General features: G+C 43.6%; 23 protein-coding genes. 5 read left to right on the forward strand and 18 right to left on the reverse strand.

Annotation, left to right across the window (positions count from 1 at the left end):
• Positions 1-613 precede the first annotated feature (613 nt).
• From AK965_RS00495 to AK965_RS00535, 9 genes are all read right to left on the reverse strand, one after another.
• Positions 614-778 (reverse strand): YoaH family protein, encoded by a 165-nt coding sequence (locus tag AK965_RS00495; protein WP_099077758.1) that lies wholly within the window; start codon positions 776-778, stop codon positions 614-616.
• 43 nt (positions 779-821) lie between these two features.
• Positions 822-1,952: a conjugal transfer protein TraF gene (locus AK965_RS00500; protein WP_099077759.1), complete on the reverse strand. Its 1,131-nt coding sequence runs from the start codon at positions 1,950-1,952 to the stop codon at positions 822-824.
• A gap of 62 nt (positions 1,953-2,014) precedes the next feature.
• Complete coding sequence (locus tag AK965_RS00505; protein ID WP_099077760.1) at positions 2,015-2,893, reverse strand: DUF2861 family protein; 879 nt, start codon at positions 2,891-2,893, stop codon at positions 2,015-2,017.
• A gap of 7 nt (positions 2,894-2,900) precedes the next feature.
• The gene (gene vxrB, locus AK965_RS00510; RefSeq protein ID WP_099077761.1) at positions 2,901-3,563 is read right to left on the reverse strand and encodes a response regulator transcription factor VxrB; all 663 of its coding nucleotides are present in this window, start codon (positions 3,561-3,563) and stop codon (positions 2,901-2,903) included.
• Positions 3,538-4,959, reverse strand: a complete 1,422-nt coding sequence (vxrA, locus tag AK965_RS00515; RefSeq protein ID WP_301182215.1) for a sensor histidine kinase VxrA — start codon at positions 4,957-4,959, stop codon at positions 3,538-3,540. The genes vxrB and vxrA overlap by 26 nt, the downstream gene beginning before the upstream one ends.
• Before the next feature lie 184 nt (positions 4,960-5,143).
• Entirely contained in the window at positions 5,144-6,538 is a 1,395-nt protein-coding gene (gene pntB, locus AK965_RS00520) for a Re/Si-specific NAD(P)(+) transhydrogenase subunit beta (RefSeq protein WP_099077763.1), read from the reverse strand.
• Between the two features lie 12 nt (positions 6,539-6,550).
• Positions 6,551-8,107: a Re/Si-specific NAD(P)(+) transhydrogenase subunit alpha gene (locus AK965_RS00525; protein ID WP_099077764.1), complete on the reverse strand. Its 1,557-nt coding sequence runs from the start codon at positions 8,105-8,107 to the stop codon at positions 6,551-6,553.
• A 424-nt stretch (positions 8,108-8,531) separates the two neighbouring features.
• A complete protein-coding gene (locus AK965_RS00530; protein ID WP_099077765.1) occupies positions 8,532-8,813 on the reverse strand; it encodes an HlyU family transcriptional regulator in 282 nt (93 codons plus the stop codon).
• Between the two features lie 51 nt (positions 8,814-8,864).
• The gene (locus AK965_RS00535; RefSeq protein WP_099077766.1) at positions 8,865-9,233 is read right to left on the reverse strand and encodes a late competence development ComFB family protein; all 369 of its coding nucleotides are present in this window, start codon (positions 9,231-9,233) and stop codon (positions 8,865-8,867) included.
• Between the two features lie 226 nt (positions 9,234-9,459).
• On the opposite strand from AK965_RS00535, the gene AK965_RS00540 reads away from it, so the two are divergent.
• Complete coding sequence (locus tag AK965_RS00540) at positions 9,460-10,704, forward strand: GGDEF domain-containing protein (protein ID WP_099077767.1); 1,245 nt, start codon at positions 9,460-9,462, stop codon at positions 10,702-10,704.
• 226 nt (positions 10,705-10,930) lie between these two features.
• A complete protein-coding gene (locus tag AK965_RS00545; RefSeq protein ID WP_099077768.1) occupies positions 10,931-11,368 on the forward strand; it encodes a DUF3069 domain-containing protein in 438 nt (145 codons plus the stop codon).
• Between the two features lie 71 nt (positions 11,369-11,439).
• Here the strand turns inward: AK965_RS00545 and modC are convergent, their stop codons facing one another.
• The 4 genes from modC to AK965_RS00565 form a co-directional block, all read right to left on the reverse strand.
• Complete coding sequence (gene modC / locus AK965_RS00550; RefSeq protein ID WP_099077769.1) at positions 11,440-12,546, reverse strand: molybdenum ABC transporter ATP-binding protein ModC; 1,107 nt, start codon at positions 12,544-12,546, stop codon at positions 11,440-11,442.
• Positions 12,543-13,232 (reverse strand): molybdate ABC transporter permease subunit, encoded by a 690-nt coding sequence (gene modB / locus AK965_RS00555; RefSeq protein ID WP_099077770.1) that lies wholly within the window; start codon positions 13,230-13,232, stop codon positions 12,543-12,545. Before modB ends, modC begins: the two co-directional genes overlap by 4 nt.
• Positions 13,233-13,244: 12 nt before the next feature.
• Complete coding sequence (gene modA, locus AK965_RS00560; RefSeq protein WP_099077771.1) at positions 13,245-13,997, reverse strand: molybdate ABC transporter substrate-binding protein; 753 nt, start codon at positions 13,995-13,997, stop codon at positions 13,245-13,247.
• Between the two features lie 82 nt (positions 13,998-14,079).
• Positions 14,080-15,531, reverse strand: a complete 1,452-nt coding sequence (locus tag AK965_RS00565) for a cobyric acid synthase (RefSeq protein WP_099077772.1) — start codon at positions 15,529-15,531, stop codon at positions 14,080-14,082.
• A gap of 163 nt (positions 15,532-15,694) precedes the next feature.
• On the opposite strand from AK965_RS00565, the gene AK965_RS00570 reads away from it, so the two are divergent.
• Positions 15,695-16,066 (forward strand): YgiW/YdeI family stress tolerance OB fold protein, encoded by a 372-nt coding sequence (locus AK965_RS00570; RefSeq protein WP_099077773.1) that lies wholly within the window; start codon positions 15,695-15,697, stop codon positions 16,064-16,066.
• Positions 16,067-16,230: 164 nt separating this feature from the next.
• Positions 16,231-16,767, forward strand: coding sequence for a hypothetical protein (locus tag AK965_RS00575; protein WP_099077774.1), 537 nt, complete (start codon positions 16,231-16,233; stop codon positions 16,765-16,767).
• Positions 16,768-16,847: 80 nt separating this feature from the next.
• On the opposite strand, the gene AK965_RS00580 is transcribed toward AK965_RS00575, so the two are convergent.
• From AK965_RS00580 to AK965_RS00590, 3 genes are all read right to left on the reverse strand, one after another.
• On the reverse strand, positions 16,848-17,534 hold the full coding sequence (locus tag AK965_RS00580; protein WP_099077775.1) for a RimK/LysX family protein: 687 nt from the start codon (positions 17,532-17,534) through the stop codon (positions 16,848-16,850).
• A 13-nt stretch (positions 17,535-17,547) separates the two neighbouring features.
• Complete coding sequence (locus AK965_RS00585; protein ID WP_172438026.1) at positions 17,548-18,735, reverse strand: amino acid aminotransferase; 1,188 nt, start codon at positions 18,733-18,735, stop codon at positions 17,548-17,550.
• Between the two features lie 162 nt (positions 18,736-18,897).
• Positions 18,898-19,755: an AraC family transcriptional regulator gene (locus AK965_RS00590; RefSeq protein WP_099077777.1), complete on the reverse strand. Its 858-nt coding sequence runs from the start codon at positions 19,753-19,755 to the stop codon at positions 18,898-18,900.
• 138 nt (positions 19,756-19,893) lie between these two features.
• On the opposite strand from AK965_RS00590, the gene AK965_RS00595 reads away from it, so the two are divergent.
• A complete protein-coding gene (locus tag AK965_RS00595) occupies positions 19,894-21,279 on the forward strand; it encodes an MATE family efflux transporter (protein WP_099077778.1) in 1,386 nt (461 codons plus the stop codon).
• A 103-nt stretch (positions 21,280-21,382) separates the two neighbouring features.
• Here AK965_RS00595 and nrdG read toward each other — a convergent pair whose 3' ends face one another.
• Positions 21,383-21,853 carry an anaerobic ribonucleoside-triphosphate reductase-activating protein gene (gene nrdG, locus AK965_RS00600; protein WP_099077779.1) on the reverse strand — a complete coding sequence of 157 codons (471 nt, stop codon included), beginning with the start codon at positions 21,851-21,853 and terminating at the stop codon, positions 21,383-21,385.
• Positions 21,854-21,940: 87 nt separating this feature from the next.
• Entirely contained in the window at positions 21,941-24,061 is a 2,121-nt protein-coding gene (gene nrdD, locus AK965_RS00605) for an anaerobic ribonucleoside-triphosphate reductase (protein WP_099077780.1), read from the reverse strand.
• Between the last annotated feature and the right edge of the window lie 107 nt (positions 24,062-24,168).

Below are 24,168 nucleotides of genomic sequence, written 5' to 3' on the forward strand. Positions count from 1 at the left end.
CAATATCCCTTAATCACGTTACGCGGTCATGAATTAGGTAAACATAAACCTACGCACTAACGAGCGAGAAGTGAAAATTATTGATCATTGCTCGCCTATCTTGGGCAAATAAGCTCATGCAATATATGCCGCCGATACACTCATTAACCTAAAGCTGCTGATTAATTGTTTCCATGTCTGTAGGTGTCTGCAAGCGCTCACTGTCTTTATCACGCCATACATCATTACCTGATTGAGGAAAATTAATAAGTGACAACGTCAAATTTTGATTTTTACAGGATAAAACGCTGGCTAATAAAAGCAAAAGACCACCACCGTAATAAAATTACAACACTAGACTGGTGAAGCGATTGCTTTAGACAAAAACACTTCGGTAAGCTATTGTAATTTAAGGTGTTATCAATAATTTGTGGCAGTGTGCCCCGCATTGATTATCGTTAACGTAGTGGTGGTTAACTTAAGTTGGTAAAATTTTACTAACAACCAGCACAAGTGACAGTGTTTTTTATCAGAACTGAGGTGACGCGGTAACAGTAATTGAAGCGGAGTATGGTTGGTGTCGCCAGTAGAAGTGTGATAGGTATGAAAAAGCAGGGTCTGTGCCCTGCTCTTTTTAATTTGCTTCGTCTTGTTGTTTTGCTGCGTAATCAGCTCGAATTTGCTGAGCAACAATTTTAATGGCTTCTGCGGTACTGGTACCTTTTGTCATTAACTCTTGAATGCGTTCTACAGCTTGTTGTTGTTCTTGATGTGACAGAGGTGGTAAATCGTCAAACATAAAAAAAGCTCCTCATATTGAGGAGCTGACTATAACGATTCGCTTAGTAGGTCGCAAGGAAATTAATCGATGCACCCATTGCGTTTTCGTTGGTGTATTGCGCGGCGATATCAAGTTCGATGAGATTCAATGGAGATAAACCAATACCAGCGGTGATTGTCCCTTCATCGTTTGTTCGTGCTAAATTCTTCATGTAACCACCACGTAACGCAAGTTGACGAAGCACATCAATTTCAAAACCAGAACGGAGCATTTGCGTGTTGTCATCAAACGTTGAAAACTTTTTCTCTTCATTCAAGTCATAATCGATACTTGCAGAAAAATAGTCTGCAACAAAGCCTGCCCCTACCGTGTAGACCGGACGCATACTGTATTTTTCTGATGCAATTGGCGTTGTACCATTGTACGTAAACGCTTTAGTGTGAATGTCGCTGCCCATTAGGTTTTTTGCCGAGATGCCTAAGCGATACGGGCCAAAGAACCAAAGTGCACCAGCGTCTAAGTTGAATATGGTGTCGGCCGTTTCGTTCTCACGCAGATCTTTGGTGTCGAATGCCGCAAAGCTCGTTGCATAAGAATAAGTGTAAATGCGCTGTAGCTTAGGCGTAATACCGAACGACATGTGTTGATTCATGAAATTAGTGTACTTAGCAAGGGAAATGCCCGCTTCAGCAACCCCTATCGAGACGCCTTTTACATAACTGTTGTTTAATGCGTTCACTGGATCGTTGGTATCAACAACAGGCTGAACAAAGGATTCTGTGTATAGCTTACCGTAAGCCGTTGCAGACAAAAACTGGTTTGGTATACCAACAGCGACAACGCCACCAATATCAAAGTCCATCGTTTTGTTGTTCAAAGCGTCAAGTTCTGATATTAAATTTGGGTCAGTTGGTGCCATTTTTCCGATTCGATCAATCGAATCAATGATCCCGTTTTGATCGTTATAGTTGATACCAAAGCTTGGTACGATCATACCTGCATCATCATTGCGGCGGTAAATCGCGGTAAGCGCTGGGTTGAAAAATGGCGCGGTAAGGTAGGAGGCAGAAACGGTGCCAACGCCACCCATTGCGTCACTGCGTGCTTCTATTGCATAGGTCGCGGCTGAGGCCACGTTTGAAAATAGTGCTGCGGGAACCGTCGTGGCCAAAATTTTGAATTGTGTTTTCATACTACACTTGTGGTTTAGTTCTTCCTGATCTTATATCGGCACAAGTGTTATTTCTTTAATGATTATTCGAGGGAAACATCATAGGTTCTGCTGATAGTTTGCGCTTGTTCAACAATTATTTCGCCCTGCCAACGACGACTATCAATGCTTACCGCTAACACATATCGATCATTAGGAACGCCACTTAACTCTAACGCATTTGGGTAGTTTGATTCGTAAGTTTTGTTCCACACCTGATTATATTGCCCATCAACGTAATCATATAGGCCAACTTCCAGTTGTGGTAAGGGGCAATGCGGGTTTCTTAACGCGCTCTTTTCTACCTTCCAATTCTCTTTTGATGTCCAGCGTACATACTGTGAAGAACCGGAATCCCCCAAAATAACCCAGCTACGATAGGTGCGCTTATCTTTAGCATGTACTGTTAGATGATACAGTCCAGCGTCCATTTTACCGGTTAAGTTATAGCGCTTAAGGTAGTTTCGCTCGTTCGCAATTTCAATGCCTTGGCTCTGCGTTTCATAACTGAAAGAGCTGTCTCCGGAAATCGAGGTATCAACCCAGCGTCGAAATGATATATCTTCAATATCGGTGGTCGCTCTAAGCTTGACCACTAACCGATAGGTATCACGTCCAGGGCTCTGAATAGTCTGACGAATGACGTTAACACCACTAATCCATTCAGGGAGAGTGACACTTGTTAACGACTTACCACAATCTTTAGCTAAAGACTGCCCTAATAAATCGTTAAGGTGTGGAATAATTTGTTTATTAGGCTCACTTTGCCAAAGTTCGACAAGGGAGTTAAACAGTCCACCAAGATCATCTTCGAGTAGATGCTGGTGAGCCTGAGTTAACGGTGTGTTTGATTGAAACCAGTCCATAGCAAGAACTGGTTTCGTAATCATCAATGATAGAACTACAGGAAGTAGTGATTTCATTACTAACTTATGCTTTCATTTTGTAGCCAACGCCACGTAATGTTTCGATTTCTAACCCAGGTAATTTCTGACGCAATTGAAGTACGTGCGTGTCTACCGTACGCGTTGTTGGGAAGTGGTTGTAACCCCAAACATGATCAAGCAATTCATCTCGAGTAAACACTCGGCCAAGGTTTGACGCTAAAAAAAGCAGCAAATCAAATTCAGTACGAGTGAGTGTGATCATCTCCCCTCTAAAAACAACTTCACGGGTCGCACGATCAATTTCAAGATCTTTTGCCATCACTTTATCTTCGTTCGCTTGGTCTGTCGCATCTGGAGCACGTAGTTGAGCACGAATTCGCGCAAACAGTTCCGCTTCAGCAAAAGGTTTCGTTAAATAGTCGTTTGCACCAGAGTCCAGCCCTGCCACTTTATCTTTAACGGTCACTAGCGCTGTTAATAAAATAACTGGGATATCTTTGGTTTTCTTCCATTCAGGAAGATGCTGCACTGAGTCACCATCTGGAAGTTGGCGATCCAAAATGACGAGATCCGCCTTTTTCCATTGTGGTTCAACGTCTGAAATACGTTCCACATGTAAACACTCGTATCCTGCTTGTTCTAGGCTCACTAACAGGCCATCAGCTAAGTTTTTATCATCCTCAACGAGAAGCAGTGTCTGTTTCACAAGGTATCTCCAATATAAAGGTTGTAGGGGGGCCTATTAAGGACATTTTTCCGCCCATGCGGCCTACCATAGATTCAACAATTGTTAAGCCAAGTCCTAACCCGCTCTTACTCACAAACGGCTTTCTTAGGTTTGCCCAGTCTTTGGCAGTTAAATTGCCGGCATCTTGGACTTGAATTACGATTTTTTCTGCACTGGTAACGACATTCAGTTCAACTGGTGCAACACCATATTTGAGCGCATTGCGCAACAAGTTATCGATACAGGTTCCGAGCCAATATACGTTAAGTTTTGCTGCAACGTCTTCATTTAGATTGAACTGTACAGCGTTATCAAATTCTTCTTCTATCTTATATTCTAACCATTCAGCGACAGACGGCACCCAGTCTGTTGCAAGCATTTGATTATCTGATTGCAAATAATCTTTACTGGCCTCTGCTAGCTGACGTAATCGACGTGTATCTTCGCACAATCGACGGAATTCATCGTAAACGCTCTCGGGAAGATGTTCAAATTCTCGACGAAAGCCTTCCACAGTCAATGACAGCGATGCAATTGGGGTTCTCAACTCATGGGTCAAGATCTGAAGCACAAGCATTCGGCTACGGAGCTCTTCTCGCTTGCTATTCCATCGATATACTGTCCAACCAATCACCAGCAAAATATTGGCAATGACAAGAACGATCATACTGATCTGAAGCAATTGCGATTGATCTTCCACATCCCAACAGATGTTTCCGCGTTTTACAAAGCAACTGCGACTTTCAGACGCTAACCTATATGCGAGACCCGCTTTCTCGACGTTTTCCTGCCATATATCTTGGGAAAACACAAAATAATGATCACCACGACGTAACCATAGCTCTTTATCTTCGATAAACATACTTGCGCCGGCGATGAGTGCGTTGATGGCTTCATCGTTCATATGTTTTAGGCTTGCTAGTAACTCGTCCCCTTCTTTATTTTCTCGTTCTTTTATGTGCATGTACTGCGCAAGCTCGGAATGAAGCTCAGGATATTTGTTTACATAACGCGCCGCATAACTACCGCCTCCCGGGTGGATCAGTCCACTGCGGGAAAACCATCTAGGTGTAAGTTGTGTCCCTTTACATAAGGCACGTGTAAACACTAAAGGTTCAGTAATTAATGGGCTTAAAGGCAGCTTTCCACGGCATGTATTCGCTAAACGATATAATTCCTGAACGTCTTTTAGTGGGTAGTCAGCCGTCTGCGGTAGCATAGAATCTGGAGAAAGTAACTTTGTTGGATAATTAGACTGCAGTATGCGTATGTCATACGATTTAATGGCCGTTTGATAATCAAATAGCTCTGTAAATGTATCAATCCGTTCTGGTAATGAATCTGCAAAAGCGGGAGCCGAAATAAGTGGCAGCATTAACACAGAACGAAGCAAAAACTGTTTAATCAAACTGTTACCGTTACTTTTTAAATTAGTGGGAACTATACATTAATCTATATGTAAAAGACATGAGGTGGGCTAAGGATTTGCAATACTATAACAATGAGCTGAACAAAGAAGGGCCAGCGATTGCTGACCCTGGTTGGTCTATACGGTTGGTTTATAGTGCTTTAAAAATAGCTTCAACACTTTCTTTTGCATCACCAAACAACATTGAGGTGTTTTCTTTAAAGAACAATGGGTTCTGAACCCCTGCGTAACCCGTATTCATTGAACGCTTGAATACGATAACGTTTTGTGCGTTCCAAACTTCCAGTACTGGCATGCCTGCGATTGGGCTGTTTGGATCTTCCAGCGCTGCTGGGTTTACTGTGTCGTTTGCACCAATGACCAGTACAGTATCGGTTTGAGGAAAATCGTCATTGATCTCGTCCATTTCTAGCACGATATCGTACGGTACTTTCGCTTCTGCCAATAGCACGTTCATGTGGCCAGGTAGACGCCCCGCAACTGGGTGAATGCCAAAGCGTACATCAATGCCTTGTGAACGCAGTATCTCGGTAATTTTCTGTACTGGGTACTGAGCTTGCGCTACTGCCATACCGTATCCTGGAGTGATGATCACTGACTTTGAATTCTTCAGAATCTCAGCCACTTCTTCCGTACTTATCTCAGTGTAATCGCCGTGCTCCTCATCACTTGAAATCACAACTTCTTGTCCGAACCCGCCAGCAATAACGCTGATGAATGAACGGTTCATTGCTTTACACATGATGTAAGAAAGGATCGCACCTGAAGAACCAACGAGTGCACCTGTTACGATCAATAGATCGTTTGCAAGCATGAAGCCCGCCGCCGCCGCTGCCCAACCTGAGTATGAGTTCAGCATTGAAACTACAACTGGCATATCTGCACCACCGATGGACGCGACCAAGTGGTAACCGAATGCAAAAGCTATCAGCGTCATTAAGATAAGAGCGAACATGCTGCCGTCCGCTTTTACGAAGTAAATCATAAGAAGCGTAGAAACGACGATGGCCGCCAGGTTCATTTTGTGTTTATGAGGTAAGTTCAGTGGCGAAGAAGAAATGGTGCCGCGTAGTTTGCCAAACGCAACCACTGAACCAGTGAAGGTTACCGCACCAATGAACACACCAAGAAATACTTCCACAAGGTGGATCACATGCTCAGCGTGCATACCAGCAAGGTCAGTTGATACCGCGACTGGTGGCTCTAGGTAGCTGTTGTAACCTACCAATACCGCAGCCATACCTACAAAACTGTGTAAGATTGCAACCAGTTCTGGCATTTGTGTCATTTCTACTTTCTTCGCGTAGTGGATACCGATGCTACCACCAATAACCATCGCAATGATGACCCACACGAACCCTTCCGCATTTGGGCTAAAGATTGTCGCAATAAGCGCAATCGCCATACCCGCAATACCGTAGTAGTTACCGTTTCTTGCCGATTCTTGTTTTGAAAGTCCCGCGAGACTTAAGATGAAAAATAGCGCAGCAATTATATAAGCTGCTTGTACTAATCCTGCAGACATTGGTTACTCCTATTATTTATCTTTGCGGAACATTTCAAGCATACGTTTGGTCACGGTAAAGCCACCAAAGATGTTTATGCTTGCAATAAGAACAGCAATGACTGATAGGAAGGTAACAACACCATTGCCTTGACCAATTTGCAGCAGTGCGCCTACTACGATAATCCCAGAAATTGCATTGGTTACCGACATTAAAGGCGTGTGCAGTGCGTGTGTTACATTCCAAACCACGTAGTAACCCACCACACATGCCAATACAAATACGGTGAAGTGAGATAGAAACGCCGCCGGAGCAACAGAAGCAACCCATGCAAATGCACCAACACCAACGGCTAATGCACCTAATTTCTTCACTGGTGACGTTGGTTCTTCAACTTTTGGTTGTGGTTTAACTGGGTCTTGTGGTTTTGCTTGAGGCTGCGCTGAGACCTGAATAGGTGGTGCAGGCCATGTAATTTCGCCTTCTTTAACGACAGTTACACCGCGTAGTACAACATCTTCAAAATCAATATTGATGTTGCCATCTTTCTCTTTACACAGCAGTTTGAGAAGGTTTACAAGGTTGGTCGCATATAGCTGAGAAGATTGTGTTGGCAGGCGGCCGACCATATCGGTATAGCCAACGATTTTTACGCCATTTTCCGTTGTGATGACTTGGTCTTTTACTGTGTATTCACAGTTACCACCGTTTGCAGCAGCAAGGTCAACGATCACGCTGCCCGCTTTCATACTATCGACCATCTCTTTGGTGATTAACGTCGGTGCCGGACGACCAGGAATCAACGCCGTCGTAATGATGATATCAACATCTTTCGCTTGTTCAGCGTATAGCTCAGCCGCTTTCTTGTTGAATTCATCAGACATCTCTTTCGCGTAGCCATCACCTGAACCTGAGTCTTCTTTAAAGTCTACGGTTAGGAACTCTGCGCCCATCGATTCCACTTGCTCTTTTACTTCTGGACGTACATCGAAAGAACGAACGATCGCGCCAAGACTACCTGCCGCGCCGATTGCAGCAAGACCTGCTACACCTGCACCCGCAACCAGTACTTTCGCTGGCGGCACTTTACCTGCCGCGGTAATTTGACCTGTGAAGAATCGACCGAATTCATGAGCGGCTTCAACCACTGCGCGGTAACCGGCAATGTTTGCCATAGAAGAAAGTGCGTCTAATGCTTGCGCACGAGAGATACGAGGAACCGCGTCCATTGCGAGAACATTGATGTTTTTACTTGACAGTTGTTCCATTAACTCTGAATTTTGAGCTGGCCAGATAAAGCTGACCAATGTCGCGCTATCTGGCAGTAAAGCGATTTCGTCGATGCCTTTTTCTTCATCTACGATTGGCGCATTTACCTTTAGGATCAAACCTGATTTCCATACTTCTTCACTAGATACAACTTTCGCCCCTGCAGCTTCATAAGCGGCATCATCGAAACTTGCTAGCACCCCTGCACGAGACTCGATTACGACATCGAACCCCAGCTTAATTAACTGCTCAACCGATTTAGGTGATGCAGCTACTCGCGATTCACCCGCGAGTATTTCTCTAGGTACACCGATTTGCAAAACGCATACTCCTTGTATACATATTTATAAATAAATCCTATAAACAGAGCCTTACTTATTCTTTTTAATTCTGTATTGTTACCACGCCAATAATATAGGTAAACAAATACATCTAAACACCAAGTTGAACAGCAATGACTTGGTTAATGGCCCTGTTGTCATTCTGTTGTATCTAACGTCCAATACGACTTCAAGCATTTTGTAACAAAAATTCAAAATTTCATTACATATAACGACTCGTAATCAATAATATTCCATTTGCTTTTGAAAAATAACCACAACCAAACGGACTAGTTAGAGGTCCAACCAGGCTGGAGTTAAATACATATTTTACAACCGCTTAAAGCTTAAAAAGAAAAAGAGCCATTAGCATATACACTAATGGCTCTCTTTTAGATGATTCGAATCAAGTTGAAGTGAGTTCTTAATCGAATATTTTTTCACCCATTTGGTCAATAAACATCTGGGCCTTTTTTAGCATTAATTCGTTTGCATCTTGCTCTGAACCCAGAACATCGGACCGAATAAATCGATGAGTTTTCACCTCACCTTCAATGTCCTTTTCAATGCGACCAGCGATGCGATATTGGCCGCCCTCTGCGATGCTTTGCTGGTAAATCAAAAAGCCTTTGTATTCGACTGGTTCAACCTCGTTAACTACTGCCGCCTTCTCGTTGCGACCAAACAAGCGCGAAAAAAATCCCACGACTCCTCCTTGGGAATACTTATCCTTGACTTCACAAGGAACAAGCATTGATTATTTTATATTGACGTTGAGGATCGGTTTTTCGAACCAATCCAGTTCTTTGTCCTCATCATAACGGGTATGCGAGAAAATTACAGGCATATTATTGTTACGATTCATTCGTCTATCTTGTTGAATCATCACAACGGCATTCTCTACAGCGACATCGACGCTTGTCTTGAACTGCACAAGTTTAACCTCTGGCAATGCTGATAAAAAATCAATGTCGTGTCGGATATATACGGGTTTTAGTTGAATTAATGCGAGACAGGCAATATCAGCTAACTGTTCATTGTCATAATGTTCCGCATATTTATTCGAACTGAGCACTTGACCAACCAAGGTTTCCATATAATTGTGTACATCAGAACTGATTTGCATCGACGGTCCTCCATGGTTCAACAAACTAAGTATAGCACTGGGTCCTCGAGACAACTTGTTGATTGCTCTTAATTTAATCAACTTTATGTTTATTTACCCGTGGTAAGCCTCAAATTACTTGGAAAATGAACAAACACACGTATTGTTGTTAATTTTCATAGTGTCAGTTGATATAATGATGATTTGAAAATACAGACATACACGACTTCTAGGTAAAATATAGTAGATGGCATCATCTTTAATGACATCATCAGGCTTTAGATTTCTATTCCCGCTGTTATTGCTTGGAGTGGTCTGCCTTAGTATGGAAAGCATCATATTGATGACTCAATCTAACTGGGGCATTGCTGCAAATATGCCATATATTTTGCTAATTTGTGCATTAATCATGTGCTATTCATTTAAGCAAGGTCGTGAATCAATGCTATGCATCGCATTGTTGCTTGCATACTTCGTAATACAAAATCGGCTTCAAGTTCCGCTGAGAACCGGGACAACCCTTCTTGAACTGGCCATTTTAGCGACTCTCCTTCCTGTCTCATTTCTTGCCGTTTTTCTTTTTAATAAAGATGGCTTTGATTCTAAATCGACTTTAACTTACATTTTATTACTGCTCATGTTTGTGTTTTGGTCATACGTGACCTTGACGTACTACATTGAGGGGGGATTTGAAGAGTGGACGAGTGGCATACTATTTATCGTGCTTAACGTCTCTCACTTACCATTAGTTTTGGTGTTGTATTGCACTGGTATTGTTTGTTTTCTTGGTATTCTTGTATTGAGAAAGAACAAAATCATTCATGCGATGGCATATTCAGCAATGGTGTTAGCGTCTGCGACATTCATCTTTTTTGATATTCAGTATATCTCTAGCACCATGTTCACCATTGCTGGCCTCGTCATTATTCTCTACTCAACTTCTGCAAGCCATCAACTCGCCTTTACTGATAGCCTAACTTTAATTCCTAGCCGACGAGCTTTAGATTTAGATCTAAAACACATGGGTAGAAAATTCACGATTGCGATGCTTGATGTCGACCATTTTAAAAAGTTTAACGACACTTACGGCCATGACACTGGCGATGACGTGCTAAAAATGGTGGCCTCTCGCTTATTGAAGACCCAAGGCGGTGCAAACGTTTACCGTTTTGGTGGTGAAGAATTCACCATTGTTTTTAAAGGTAAATATGCTGACGAGTGCAAACTGCATTTAGAAGAAATTCGCAAACAGGTCGCGCAATACGAAATGATTCTACGTGATCAAGACTCTCGCCCGGAAGATAACAAACAAGGCCGAAAAAAGCGCGGTAGCGCAAATGCACAAAGAAACACGGTGTCGGTGACCGCAAGCTTTGGTGTGGCTGACAGTCGAAGTGAGCGTAACCCTGCCGATGTGATTAAACTCGCTGACGAAGCATTGTATAAAGCGAAAAAAGCAGGTCGAAACTGTGTGAAGTACAACCATGCTTAACCGCGTTGTTGATGGTGAACTGTAAAAAGGGTTATCGTCACAAATACCTTGTTTACATTGGTGACACTGTAACATGCCCGCGCTTATTTTCGGCAGTATATGCATCAAATATCCAGATAAGTGCTATATTTTTTTGTTGAATGGTCACGTATTCAAATAGTTCTTATAGTAGCTATTTGATGCATTTGGTATTAATATTCCCGCCTTTTGTAACGAGAGACACAGCATGTCAGAAGCAACTAACAACGAAAGCAAAAAAATTGATCTAGCAACCATTTCGCCTGAACTACGTAAAGTTATCGAATTTGACGAAGTTCCAGAGCAAATGTTCGAAATGGTTACCTCTATCCATGAAGTTTCTGAAGAAGCTGTACGCGCATCTTGGGATGATATGCCTGCAAGCGCACAAAACATTTTGGACAACTTTGAGCAATTCCACGCTCTAGTATCAGTAGGCCAAGCTTTTGCTGGTCTAAACGTAATGGAAGAGTTCCCAACGCTAAATCTGCCTGAAAATATGACAGATGAAGACAAAGAAGAGTACCGTGCTCAGTTGCTTGATAATGTTCTTCACAATTGTGTGAAAGACATGGTTAAGCAAATGAAGAAAGCACGTCGTGACCCACTTCTTAAACGTGAATTCAAAGAAGTATTCGCGAAGTAATTTCGACACTCTCTGTAATACGCTAATAATAAAGGCCGCAAACGCGGCCTTTTGTGTATCTACGATTGGTATCAGTGAGGAGAAAACGCGATATCTCGTTGTGTGACACTGACCCCTTTTACCTGCGCATATACCTCATCGCCAATTTTTAGGTTTAGATCATCTAATGCCCAAGGCGTAATGGTTGCCCATAATAAGCAGTCATCATCAAGACGCAATGAAACGGTGATACTCTGTTTGTCTTCACCGGGATTAAACGCCTCTATCGAAGCGACGGTTGCGGATAGCACATTACGAATTGAGGTGGCGACGGGTTTTTCTAGCGTAATAGACACATCATTTGAACGTACTTGTAAGCGAATGGGTGTTCCCGGATCACCATCGATCTTTTGTACCCACAAACAAGCCTTAGGAGCGAGTTTGACGCACGTAAGCGCGTATTTGCTATGGTGTCCTTCAATCTTACCTTCAAATAAGCTGCTGTGGTCTGAAAAAGACTGCCAAGGACGCATAGAGTGAGATGCCCACACTTCTTCTAACTTTCCGGACGTCATGATTCGCCCTTCATCTAGGATCGACAAATGTTGAGCAAGGCGTAAAATCTCTTGTAAGCTGTGCGTGACGTAGATGATAGGGATATTTACCTGCTCAGAGAGTTCTTCTAGAAAAGGCATCACTTCCCGTTTACGGGGCATATCCAAGGATGCAAGCGGTTCATCCATTAAAAGCAGGCTCGGTTTCGACAGCAATGCTCGTGCGATAGCAACACGTTGCTTCTCTCCGCCTGACAAAGAGACCGGAAAACGTTTTAACAGAGGCTTGATCGCCAATAACTCTGTCACTTTATCAAAGTAGATGTCATCTTTGTTTGTCACGCCATAAAGTAAATTTCCGTTAACTGAATAATGCGGAAACAACCGAGAGTCCTGAAATACATAACCAATCTTGCGCTTATGTGTGGGTAAGTTGATGCCTTTGTCGCTATCAAACAACACATGTTCGCCAACGACGACTTTACCATGTGTTGGTGTGACAAGACCGCTGATGACATTGATAAGTGTGGTTTTTCCTGCACCAGAGCGACCAAATAACGCACTTATTCCGTTACCCGGTAACAATAAGTCTATATCAAAGTTCGTTTCACCAAGTGATTGTTTAAATTGTATTTCTATGTTCATCGCTTGGTTCCTAAACGCTTAGCTGACTTACGATTCAACCAATCAGAAATCATCAAAGTAGACAGTGCCAACGCAATAGAAATGATACAGAGGCGTGCCGCTTCCATCTCGGCACCTGGCGTCTCTATGAAGTTGTACATTGCCAATGGGATGGTTTGTGTTTCCCCGGGAATATTAGACACAAAACTGATGGTTGCGCCAAATTCCCCAAGGCTACGCGCAAAAGAGAGCATCGTCCCTGTAATAATTCCCGGAATGGTTAACGGTAGCGTGATGGTAAGAAACACTCTTAAAGGAGAAGCCCCCAGAGTTGATGCCGCATGTTCTAATTTGGGGTCAACGTTGTCTAAGCTCAAACGGACAGATCGCACCATCAAAGGCAATGCTACGACGATACAAGCAACAACCGCCCCCTTCCAATTAAAGCTGAAAACTAAGCCAAAGTGATCATATAACCAACGGCCAAGTAACCCCTGCCGTCCTATTGAGATCAACAGCAGGTAACCGATGACGACAGGCGGTAATACTAATGGAAGGTGAATTAAACTATCGAGAAGAGATTTTCCAAAGAACTCTTTTCGAGAAAGTAACCAAGCGAGAAAAATGCCGACAGGAATCAACCAAAGTACGGCATAACCGCCAACTTTAAGGCTTAACATTAGGGCTTGGTATTCAAGTTCTGTCACACTGTCCCCTTATTATTGAAAACCATACTGCGCAAACACGCGTTTGGCGTCATCAGACTTTAGGTATTGAAAAAAGCGCGCAGATTGAGTCGAATTTTTTACCAGTGCAGCAGGGTAAACAATGTCTGCGTGAGTATCATCGGCAATCTCACCTACGATTTTCACTTTGTCAGACAGTTGTGCATCCGTTTTATATACAATGCCAAGTGGTGTCTCATCTCTTTCTACGAATGTTAACGCTAAACGAACATTTTTTGCTGGTGCAACTTGTCGCTCCACACTTTTCCATACACCTAGATTACTGAGAGATTCTTTTGCATACATACCTGCTGGCACTGTGGCGGGATTGCCAATTGCTAAACGGTGACCATTCAGTATATTTTCCCAGGCGCTGACATCTGATAAATCGAAAGTCTCTACCTTTGAGGTGTTTGGCGTAATCACAACTAAACTATTACGCACCAAATCAGTGACATTGTCACCTTTAACAACTTCGGACTTCACTAAGTAATTCATCCACTTAGCATTCGCAAGAATTACAACATCAGCCGGAGCGCCACTTAGAACTTGCCGAGCAATCGATGAAGAACCGCCATAGACTGGTGTTACCGATATATCGTATTGGCTCTCAAAATCTTGTGCAATTGTGTCAATCACGTTCGTCAACGACGAGGCGGCATACACTTTAAGATCCATCGCGGCGTTCACTGTTGATGAAACGCTCAATATTGCTGCAAGGCAAGCATAACGCTTCCATGCTTTCATAAAATCACTCCGGTACGAGACGGGGAAAAATTAGGCAGTAGATCAGAATCTCTACTTACTTTTAAACCGTTAAAAACTGATTTCATTTGAACATAAAGTCAAGATTTATATGTTGCTCTATCGCGTCCGCGATACGATTAAGGCCCTGCTCTTTGAGTGCAGCAAAGTCTTGTTGTTTGATTTGAGCACCATTCACCCATTGTGTGACTGCCGTGAGTGCCTCGATTTCATCGAAAAGCCCATGTAGGTATGTACCCATTATATGTCCACAGTGACTTATCGCCCCTTCGAGTTCACCGGATGCTAACTTAAGCGGTTGAGTGCCTTTCACTTCACTTTGCCCCACATGGATCTCGTAACCTTTCACTTTAACGCAATGATTATTTAGGTGTAACTCACCTTCGGTATGAGTTAATCGCTTACTGTCGGTAAGCACGGTTTCAATATCGAGTAACCCCAGGCCTTGACTTGTACCCGGAGCCCCTTCCACACCAAGAGGGTCTTTAATAAACTTGCCTAACATCTGATACCCGCCACAAATGCCGATAACTTTACCGCCAAGCCGAATGTGGCGTTGGATATCTTTGTCCCAACCTTGGCTTCTTAGGTAATCCAGATCATCTCTCACAGATTTAGAACCCGGTAGGACAATCAAATCAGATCTACCCAAAGCTTCACCTTTTCCAATGTAGCGCAGATTAATATCAGGATTGAGGCGAAGCGCATCAAAATCAGTATGGTTGCTTATACGCGGGAACACCGGCACAACTACATTAAGTTTTACGTCGTTAGCCAATATTTGCCGGTCGGTTATGGCATCTTCTGCTTCTAAATTAAGGCCATGCAAGTATGGTAATACGCCTAACACTGGCTTACCGGTTTTCTCTTCCAACCAATCCAATCCCGATTGCAGCAAGCTGATGTCACCTCGAAATCGGTTAATGACGAAACCTTTTACTCGGTCTTGTTCTGATTTAGAAAGCAGCGCCAATGTGCCGTACAAGTGAGCAAAAACACCACCTCGATCAATATCCGCCACGATGATCACCGGGACATCGGCCTCCTCGGCAAAGCCCATATTCGCAATGTCATTGTCTCTCAAGTTAATTTCAGCCGGACTACCCGCACCTTCTATCATGACCGACTCAAACTCTCGCGTTAAATGAGCGAAAGAATCTAACACTGTCGTCATCGCTATCTTTTTATAGTCGTGAAACCCCACCGCATCCATATTGGAGATCGCTTTGCCTTGTAAAATGATCTGCGCGCCAGTGTCACTGTTCGGTTTGATTAGTACAGGGTTCATATGAACGGTTGGCTCAATATTGCATGCTTGGGCTTGAACCGCTTGAGCGCGCCCAATTTCACCACCATCTTTGGTTACTGCGCTATTGAGTGCCATATTTTGTGGTTTAAATGGGGCAACCTTTATCCCTTTTCGCGCTAACACACGGCATAAACCTGCCACAAGAACACTTTTTCCGGCATCCGAAGTGGTGCCCTGTACCATTAACGATGGGATGACTACTTTCATGACTGTTTTTTAGAGAGAAAACAAAGAGTGCAATCATAACGTTATGTAGGTATCTCACTCAAGAAAATGAATCGAATATGAACGTTTACATCAGTATTGGTTCAAATAAGGTTTGTTTTAATAGCGTCATCAAAAACAAACACCTACATTGGAAACATACAGAATGAAAAACACCGTTATCGCGACTATTGCTGCACTTACTATTGCCCCTACCGTTACTTTTGCTAAGGCTCACAACCAAGGACAATCAACCGTTCAGTTTAACGGTCCTGTTACAGTAGAAAAAGTCGACGCCCTTATTGCTGGTTCAACTATGTTCACTGAGAAAGACGTCATAGTAGAGGGTAACTTTCTTCGTCAAGTCCGCGCAGACCAATTCATCTTCAGTGACGGTTCAGCCGAAGTGTTGGTTGAACTCGAAGATGATCTCCACCTAACGACGCCTATTGACCAAACGACTAAAGTTCGTCTCTTTGGCGAGTTCGAAGGCGGTAGCAAGCCAGAAATTGAAGTTGAACATCTCGTTGTTTTGTAATCACAGTGTTTGGGGGAAATGTTACTTCCCAAAACAATGATCATGCGCACTTTGTCCTAGTGCTGTAGGTGACGGGAATCACCTAAAATGATACTTTGTGAATCTTGGTCTGCATTTTGCAGACCTTTTTTCGTTCGTATTATTTTTCTTACCCGGAGACACCCATGCTAGGTAAAGCTCTAAAGGTCGCGGCCTTTGGTTTGTGCGCTGTTTTGCCACTTTCTGCACACGCAAATAATTTCAACTACAACATGATGGAGTTCCGCATGGGTACCAGCCCTGGTACGTTTGGTGGTGAGGTCACTACATACTTTACTGAGAACTCCCACTTTATCGGTCGTGCTGATAGCGAATTTAGTGGCGACTGGGACATCGCCGGCGGCATCGGTTTCAACGGCCCAGCTGGACAACTTTCTGATATTTATGGTCAGATGCTGATTCACAATATTAAGAAGAATGGCAGTGACAAAGTCGGTGATGAGTGGAAAACTGAAGTCAATATTGGCACTAGAGTGTGGTTCATGCAGAACGTTGAGCTACACGGGCGTATTGGTCAGTTGATCGATAACGATGATTCGAAAACTGTCTACAACTTAGGCGCACGATTCCATTCAACACAACAATTGTCTTTGGGGGCAGACCTTAAGAACAATGGCGTTTACGGTCAACAATTTGTGATGTCAGCACGCTTCGCATTTTAAAGCGAGAATGCCTTTCGTAACATGAATAAAGCCTCTCGTTCGAGAGGCTTTTTGTTATTTCTATTTTGTATATCTACTTTCTATTTCTTTTTCGTTTTGCTTGGCTGATTCTGGATATACTTCTTAGAAGCATCCACCACCGCGATATCACGGAAGAAGCTACGGCCTAATAAGATTGGAAACTTCATATGATCACGTTCAGTCAGAGTAAATTCCGTCTGCTCTTTTAAATCACCTACTTGTATATAAGCCATCACCACTGGACGCTTATCTACTTCTTCAGATGATGACTGGCGCACTTTAGCCCAGCGCTCAACCGGCAGTTTGAACTCTTTGCTTGCTTTGCCATCGATATCGACGTTGAACTGAACCCAATCTTTACCATCACGTTCGAATGGAACGATGTTGGTCGCACTGATTGAAGATGTTGTCGCCCCGGTATCTATACGCGCTTTGTATGTCTGGTCGATGGCCGGTACATACACCCACTCTTCTGACCCCAAGATAAGCATGCCGTCAGGTGTCTTTTGTACCTTTACGGGTTTCGGCTTCGTTTCCTTCTCTGGTTTAGGTGTTGGCTTTTTCTCCGGCTCGATTTCAGGTTTGGTTTCAACCTCTGGCTTTACTTCTGGCTCGACTTTAATCGGCTCTTCCACCTTTGGCACTTCAGGCACTTCAGGCTCTACAGGTTCAGTCGTTGGCGTAGATGTACAAGCAATCAAACTACCACTCATAATAACTGGTAGAAGCAATTTCCAGTTTTTCATCCACTCTCCTGATTTAACGTTGAGAAACTTTTTGAATCGCATCAGCTACATAAGGAATGTGCGTTTCCGTTAGGCCTGCAATGTTGATTCGACCATCTCCCACACCATAAATTGCATAATCTTCACGTAGTTGAGTCATTTGGTTTTCACTAAAGCCTAGCACAGTAAACATGCCTTTGTGACTTTCAATGAAATCAAATTGATCCGTATTATGGTTGTTTCTCAATTCGTTACATAAAACCTGACGTAGAGAAACGAGGCGTTGTTGCATTTCATTTAGCTCGCGTTTCCACACACTGGTTAAATGCGCATCCTGAAGAATAGTTTTAACCAAAGCAGCACCATGATCCGGTGGCATAGTGTAAGTTGCACGAGCAAGAGTCAGGATTTTACCTTTCGCATTCGCCGCTTCTTGTGCATTTTTACCCACAACGATTGCTGCGCCCGTGCGTTCACGATATAAGCCAAAGTTCTTCGAACATGATGTGGTAATTAACATCTCATCAACGTTGTCAGCCATATAGCGAAGGCCTTTGGCGTCTTCTTCTAGACCATCACCAAAACCTTGGTAGGCGATATCAACAAATGGTGTGAAACCATTTTTCTGTGACAGTTCTGTAATCAACTGCCAGGCTGCGAAGTCGATATCCGCTCCTGTTGGATTGTGGCAGCAGCCATGCAGAAGAACAACATCTGAAGGACCTGCTGTTGATAAATCCTCAAGCATTCTTGCGATATCAACTTGCTTAGTCTCTGGTGAAAAGTAATGGTAGAACTTAACTTTCAGACCAGCGGCTTCCATTACCGGTTTATGGTTTACATAACTAGGGTTTGAGATCCAAACCGTGGTATCTGGTTGCGCCACTTTCATCAAGTCACCCAACATACGTAATGCGCCACTGGCACCTGGTGTTTGAACTGCCGTAACGCGGTCCATGACTGATGTGCCCGCTAGTACAAGTTCAATCATACTTTGGTTGAACTCTTCGCAGCCGGCGAGCCCTACGTAAGATTTGGTTTTTTGATTTTCAATCACGACATCTTGCGCCATTTTTATCGCTGTCATGATCGGCGTTTCGCCTTTGCTGTTTTTATAAACCCCAATACCAAGGTCAACCTTGTTCGGGCGAGGATCGTTACGGCATGCAACGGAAAGAGATAAAATAGGATCTAATACTGGTGTTGGTAGATTAGAAAACATGAAAGTCATAACCCTTTGAAATTCAAGTATCGAACCTCACGTTAACATTTTTGTTAACGATGGCGAAACGATTTTTCACACGATCGGCAAATATTAGTAGAAACCGCCAAGTTTTTGCCGCGCTTAAGTGATGGTGCGGTGAAAAACCGCTCAACTTCCGATTTAAAGTTCACCACTATCCCTCTCTCGAGACTGTTTTCTAAATTCACGAGGCGAGCACCCTGCCCACGCCTTAAACCGAGTACTAAAGTTCGCGCTCATAGGATAGCCTACGATTTCTCCCACATGTTGAATTGACCACTCTGTCGAGCGTAATAACCGACTCGCATATTCCATCCTTAAACGAGTGAGATGCGCAATCGGGCTGCGCCCAAAATATTCTTGGCTCAACCGATGCAAATGCGGTTCGGAACAAGGAAATAGCTTTGCTAACTGCTCAACAGTCCAATCCTTGTGGAGTTGACGTTGTACCACATCAAAGACACGCTTTAACTTTACTTGATTACGTGAGAGTAACTCTGATTCGGGCATGTTCAATAAATGTTCGAGCTGCATAACACTATGCTCTGCAATTACGGCACCATCATCAAGAGGTAGATTCCGACTCCTGAGCAAGGTTTGAATGCAGGAATACATGACTTCAGTGGCGGGAGAAAGTTGATAGCTAATTTCATCCGGGATCACATTCCATTTTTTTTGATGAGATAAAAACACCCACGCAATTTGCCATGTTTCATCCTGCATACCAAAGCCATTCTCAACACCCGCAGGCACAATGACGACAGAGCCTGGTTCTAATTCATATCGACAAACACCACTTTCGAGCCAACCTTTTCCTCTGACGGTATAGAGCAACATATGTTGTTTCTGATTCTTTCTGTACACAGAAAAAAACTCACTGCACGTTGCAATGCCACATTGAACAATACCCCGCTCTTCTAACGGTAACACGTGCGTTTGATCGATAAACTCTTGGCGAGTCTGTTCTGATATCACATACCGTTCTTGTTTTTCTTCCATCTAATGGCTACCGCCTAACATTGATCGATTGTCTTTGAGAAATGTCGAGAGTTTGACAAAGGTTTTGGATTCCTTAGAAAAATACAGCGTCAAGCTACTTGGATAAACTAGCCTCGTTATTCACGAAGGAGAAATGCGATGCTGTTAACACGTCAATATGTTGATAAAGCATTCTGGCACAAGATGGTCACCATAGGACTGCCAGTATCATTGCAAGCAATGTTGTTTTCATTACTGGGTGTCGTTGATATTTTTATGGTCAGCCAGTTGGGGGAATCTGCAACGGCCGCGGTCGGGGTGGGTAACCGTATCTTTTTCTTTAACTTGGCGATTGTTTTTGGCCTGTGTGGGGCGGTTACGGTCTTAGCCTCGCAATATTACGGTGCGGAAAACACATCCGGTATTCGAAGAATCCTTGCCCAATCATGGTTTTTGTCTGTTGCGGTAACGCTTCCTTTCATTGTGCTGTATTCGGCGTTTGATCGTGAGATCGTCTCTTATATTTCAACTGGGCCACAGTATGTCGAATACGCTAGGGATTATTTGGTTGTCACTGGCATCAGTTTAATTTGTACTGCGTTGGTCGTACCCATTGAATCTGTCTTACGCGCAGTTGGCGAAACAAGGCTCGCAACACATGTCAGCATCGTGGCGATCATCGTTAACGTGTTTTTAAATGCTGTTTTTATCTTTGGTCTGTTTGGTTTCCCACAATGGGGAGTGTTCGGTGCTGCCATGGGCACCCTATTATCACGTATTGTTCAAACTTGGCTGCTTGGTCATTTCTTTGTGCGTCGCTATCGGCATATGTTACCAACCAAATCTGACTGGTTAGACGGTGCAAAATCAGCCTATCGCAAGCGGTATTTCAACGTCTCGTTCCCCATGTTGATTCATGATGCATTATGGACTGGTGGCTTACTGATCTATAACGTCATCTACGGTCAACTTGGTGTCACGGCGTTGGCAACAATCTCTTTTCTCTCTCCCATTGAAGGCGTCTTGATTTCAACCTTTATGGGCTTTGCGGTCGCCGCATCAGTGATGTTAGGTAATGATATTGGTAGGCAACACTATGACCGCGTCGAAAAAACCGCCTGGTGGTATGTATTAACCAGCACCCTATTGGCGATTGGATTATTTGTTCTTGTTTGGATTTGCTCACCGCTGATTTTGAGCTTAATGGAGTTCACGCCTCTAAGTGATAAACAAATGGCACTCAATGTGTGTTTGGTCATGGCGCTAGGAATGATACTGCGCGTGTTCAATATGGTCGGAATTGGGGGTGTGTTGAAAAGCGGAGCGGATATTCGCTATAGCATCTTTATCGATACATTTGGTCAATGGGCGGTTGGGATCCCTTTAACTTATTACACTGGCATCGTATTAGGACTGCCACTACATTGGGTCTTGATGTCCCTATTGGCCGAGGAGCTGGTTAAAGGAGTATTAACCACGCGACGAATTCAATCAAAAAAATGGGTCAACAACATGGTAGAAGACGACTTCAGGGTGACGGCGTAAAAATATAATTCTACGATGATTTAGGAGTTCACACCAAAAGGGCACAGCCGTATTATCGGATGTGCCCTTTTCATGTTTTATAACAACGCGTTCTGCTGAACGATTAAATATCCGTGAAGCGATGGATAATTTGGTTAGAGCTGCCACGCCATTCTAAATTAAGATCTTTCTTGTCTTGCTCGAATTTACCATCAATCAGTACATCGATGTATTCGATGACCTCACGCTGTGCATCATCCAACTCATCAAGGGTGTAACCAGTCCAAACCCAAATGTCCTTTCCTGGACACTCCGCTTTTACACGTTTCACTAGCTTCAGAATATCTGGCACATTCGCTGGATGAAGCGGATCACCGCCAGACAGAGACAAACCACGGCGCTTAATGCGGTTGTCGTTTAGATCGGCAATGATTTTGTCTTCCGCTTCTTGCGTGAACAACACACCAGAATCCAATCGTTGCGTAGACTGATTGTAACAACCGCGACACTGATGAACACAGCCAGCAACAAACAGTGTGCAGCGCGTACCTGGGCCGTTTACAACGTCGATTGGATAGTATTGGTGGTAATTCATAGTCGCATCTCTTTATTCTTCGCCAAAAATGAAAATCAACCCGTTACAGGTTGATTTTCAAGATATTGATTCGAGCAGGCTTTAACCTTATAGGTGCTTCACTCGACGTTTAACTTCTTCTTGCTTACCGAAGTTAAACGGACGTGCATCTGGACTGCCTAAGTAGCCACACACTCGACGTGTTACGGATACTTTTGTCGAGTCATGGTTGCCGCAACTTGGGCAAGTAAAGCCTTTACTTGTACAGTCAAATTCACCGTTGTAACCACACTCATAACACTCATCGATTGGCGTATTCGTACCGTAGTAAGGAACACGGGTGTAACTGTAATCCCACACGTTTTCTAGTGCTTCAATGTTGCGTTGCATATTCGGGAACTCACCGTAACAGATGAAACCACCACTTGAGATTTCTGGATATGGCATCTCAAAGTCGATTTTATCGTATGGGTTTACCGTTTTTTCCACGTCTAGATGGAAACTGTTGGTATAGTAACCTTTGTCTGTTACGCCTTTAATCACACCAAATTCTTTCGCATCAATGCGGCAGAAACGGCTACACAGGTTTTCACTTGGTGTGCCGTATAGGCTGAAACCATAACCCGTTTCGTCCGTCCATTTGTTCACTGCATCTTTCATGTACTTGATGATGGCAATCGCTTTTTCACGTAGTACTGCGTCATCGTATACGTGCGCTTCTGTGCCGAATAGCGCGTTGATTGTCTCGTGTACACCGATGTAACCAAGCGAGATCGAAGCACGGCCGTTCTTAAAAATATCTGCAATTGAGTCGTCAGCTTTCAGACGGACGCCACACGCCCCTTCCATGTATAAAATTGGGGCTACGCGTGCTTTCACATTTTCTAGGCGTGAAATACGCGTTTCTAGTGCCTTACGAGCAAGACGTAGGCGGTCATCCAGCAGTTCATAGAACTTCGATTCACTGCCCTTCGCACGAATGGCAATACGAGGTAAGTTCAAACTTACTACGCCAAGGTTGTTACGACCTTCGTGAATCAGCTCGCCATTTTCTTCGTACGTACCAAGGAAGCTACGACAGCCCATCGGTGTTTTGAATGAGCCGGTAATTTCTACGACTTTATCGTAATTAAGAATATCTGGGTACATACGTTTAGAAGCACACTCTAATGCGAGCTTCTTAATGTCGTAGTTTGGGTCTTCCGTTTTATGGTTCAAACCATCTTTAATACCAAATACCAATTTAGGGAATACCGCTGTTTTACGGTTCTTACCTAGACCTGCAATACGGTTCTTCAGAATCGACTGTTGGATCAGACGAGATGCCCAACTTGTACCAAGGCCAAAACCGAAAGTAACGAATGGCGTTTGGCCGTTCGCAGTGTGCAGCGTGTTTACTTCGTATTCTAGCGATTGAAATGCGTCATAACACTCTTTCTCGGTGCGTGCTTTTGCAAACGCTTCAGGCTCTGCAATGTCCCACTCTTTCGCAATTTCTAAATGCTTCTCATAACTTGTGATTACATATGGCTCTAGTACTTCATCAATACGGTTGATGGTTGTGCCGCCGTAGATGTGACTCGCAACCTGAGCAATAATTTGTGCCGTTACTGCAGTCGCAGTTGAAATTGACTTTGGCGTGTCAATTTCCGCATTACCCATTTTAAAGCCGTGTGTCAGCATGCCTTTTAAATCGATCAGCATACAGTTAAACATCGGGAAGAATGGTGCGTAGTCTAGATCGTGGTAGTGAATGTCACCCACTTCGTGTGCTTGAACCACATCACGTGGAAGGATGTGTGTTTTCGCATAGTGTTTAGCCACAATACCCGCTAACAAGTCACGTTGTGTCGGAATAACTTTACCGTCTTTGTTCGCGTTCTCGTTAATTAGATCTAGGTTGCTTTCTTCAATCAGGCCTTCGATTTCACGTGTTAATGCGCTCTGCTTTTCACGTGCAATATCACGGTCATGACGGTATTCAATGTAAGAACGTGCCAACGACTTGAAAGGACCTTGCATGAGTTCGTTCTCAACCAAGTCCTGAATTTCGTGGATGTGAACTTCATCGTGATCTTGTAGTTGCAACTCAACAGCAAGCGCGACATTTAATGCATAAATGGCGACATCTTTATCATTGTTTTCCGCTGCGGCTTCCACTGCTGCTTGGATTCGATCCCTATTAAACGGAGCCCTTGAGCCGTCACGTTTGATTACGATTGGTTTCACTTTTTCTCCTTACCCAAGAATACTCACAGAGTTATCCACAAATACACTATATAGGGCGATTTATTATTCTGCTGACACAATATATTGTGGCGTATTTAACGAGAAGC

It is taken from the genome of Vibrio sp. PID17_43 (genome assembly GCF_002608565.1).
In the GTDB taxonomy this organism is placed as follows: Bacteria; Pseudomonadota; Gammaproteobacteria; order Enterobacterales; family Vibrionaceae; genus Vibrio.

Bases quoted from the DNA above. Each gene is read 5' to 3' on its own strand.
- AK965_RS00495 (WP_099077758.1), bottom strand. From the start codon at position 778: ATGTTTGACGATTTACCACCTCTGTCACATCAAGAACAACAACAAGCT.
- AK965_RS00500 (WP_099077759.1), bottom strand. From the start codon at position 1,952: ATGAAAACACAATTCAAAATTTTGGCCACGACGGTTCCCGCAGCACTA.
- AK965_RS00505 (WP_099077760.1), bottom strand. From the start codon at position 2,893: ATGAAATCACTACTTCCTGTAGTTCTATCATTGATGATTACGAAACCA.
- vxrA (WP_301182215.1), bottom strand. From the start codon at position 4,959: ATGCTGCCACTTATTTCGGCTCCCGCTTTTGCAGATTCATTACCAGAA.
- pntB (WP_099077763.1), bottom strand. From the start codon at position 6,538: ATGTCTGCAGGATTAGTACAAGCAGCTTATATAATTGCTGCGCTATTT.
- AK965_RS00535 (WP_099077766.1), bottom strand. From the start codon at position 9,233: ATGCAAATCAGTTCTGATGTACACAATTATATGGAAACCTTGGTTGGT.
- AK965_RS00540 (WP_099077767.1), top strand. From the start codon at position 9,460: ATGGCATCATCTTTAATGACATCATCAGGCTTTAGATTTCTATTCCCG.
- AK965_RS00545 (WP_099077768.1), top strand. From the start codon at position 10,931: ATGTCAGAAGCAACTAACAACGAAAGCAAAAAAATTGATCTAGCAACC.
- modC (WP_099077769.1), bottom strand. From the start codon at position 12,546: ATGAACATAGAAATACAATTTAAACAATCACTTGGTGAAACGAACTTT.
- modA (WP_099077771.1), bottom strand. From the start codon at position 13,997: ATGAAAGCATGGAAGCGTTATGCTTGCCTTGCAGCAATATTGAGCGTT.
- AK965_RS00565 (WP_099077772.1), bottom strand. From the start codon at position 15,531: ATGAAAGTAGTCATCCCATCGTTAATGGTACAGGGCACCACTTCGGAT.
- AK965_RS00570 (WP_099077773.1), top strand. From the start codon at position 15,695: ATGAAAAACACCGTTATCGCGACTATTGCTGCACTTACTATTGCCCCT.
- AK965_RS00575 (WP_099077774.1), top strand. From the start codon at position 16,231: ATGCTAGGTAAAGCTCTAAAGGTCGCGGCCTTTGGTTTGTGCGCTGTT.
- AK965_RS00580 (WP_099077775.1), bottom strand. From the start codon at position 17,534: ATGAAAAACTGGAAATTGCTTCTACCAGTTATTATGAGTGGTAGTTTG.
- AK965_RS00585 (WP_172438026.1), bottom strand. From the start codon at position 18,735: ATGTTTTCTAATCTACCAACACCAGTATTAGATCCTATTTTATCTCTT.
- AK965_RS00590 (WP_099077777.1), bottom strand. From the start codon at position 19,755: ATGGAAGAAAAACAAGAACGGTATGTGATATCAGAACAGACTCGCCAA.
- AK965_RS00595 (WP_099077778.1), top strand. From the start codon at position 19,894: ATGCTGTTAACACGTCAATATGTTGATAAAGCATTCTGGCACAAGATG.
- nrdG (WP_099077779.1), bottom strand. From the start codon at position 21,853: ATGAATTACCACCAATACTATCCAATCGACGTTGTAAACGGCCCAGGT.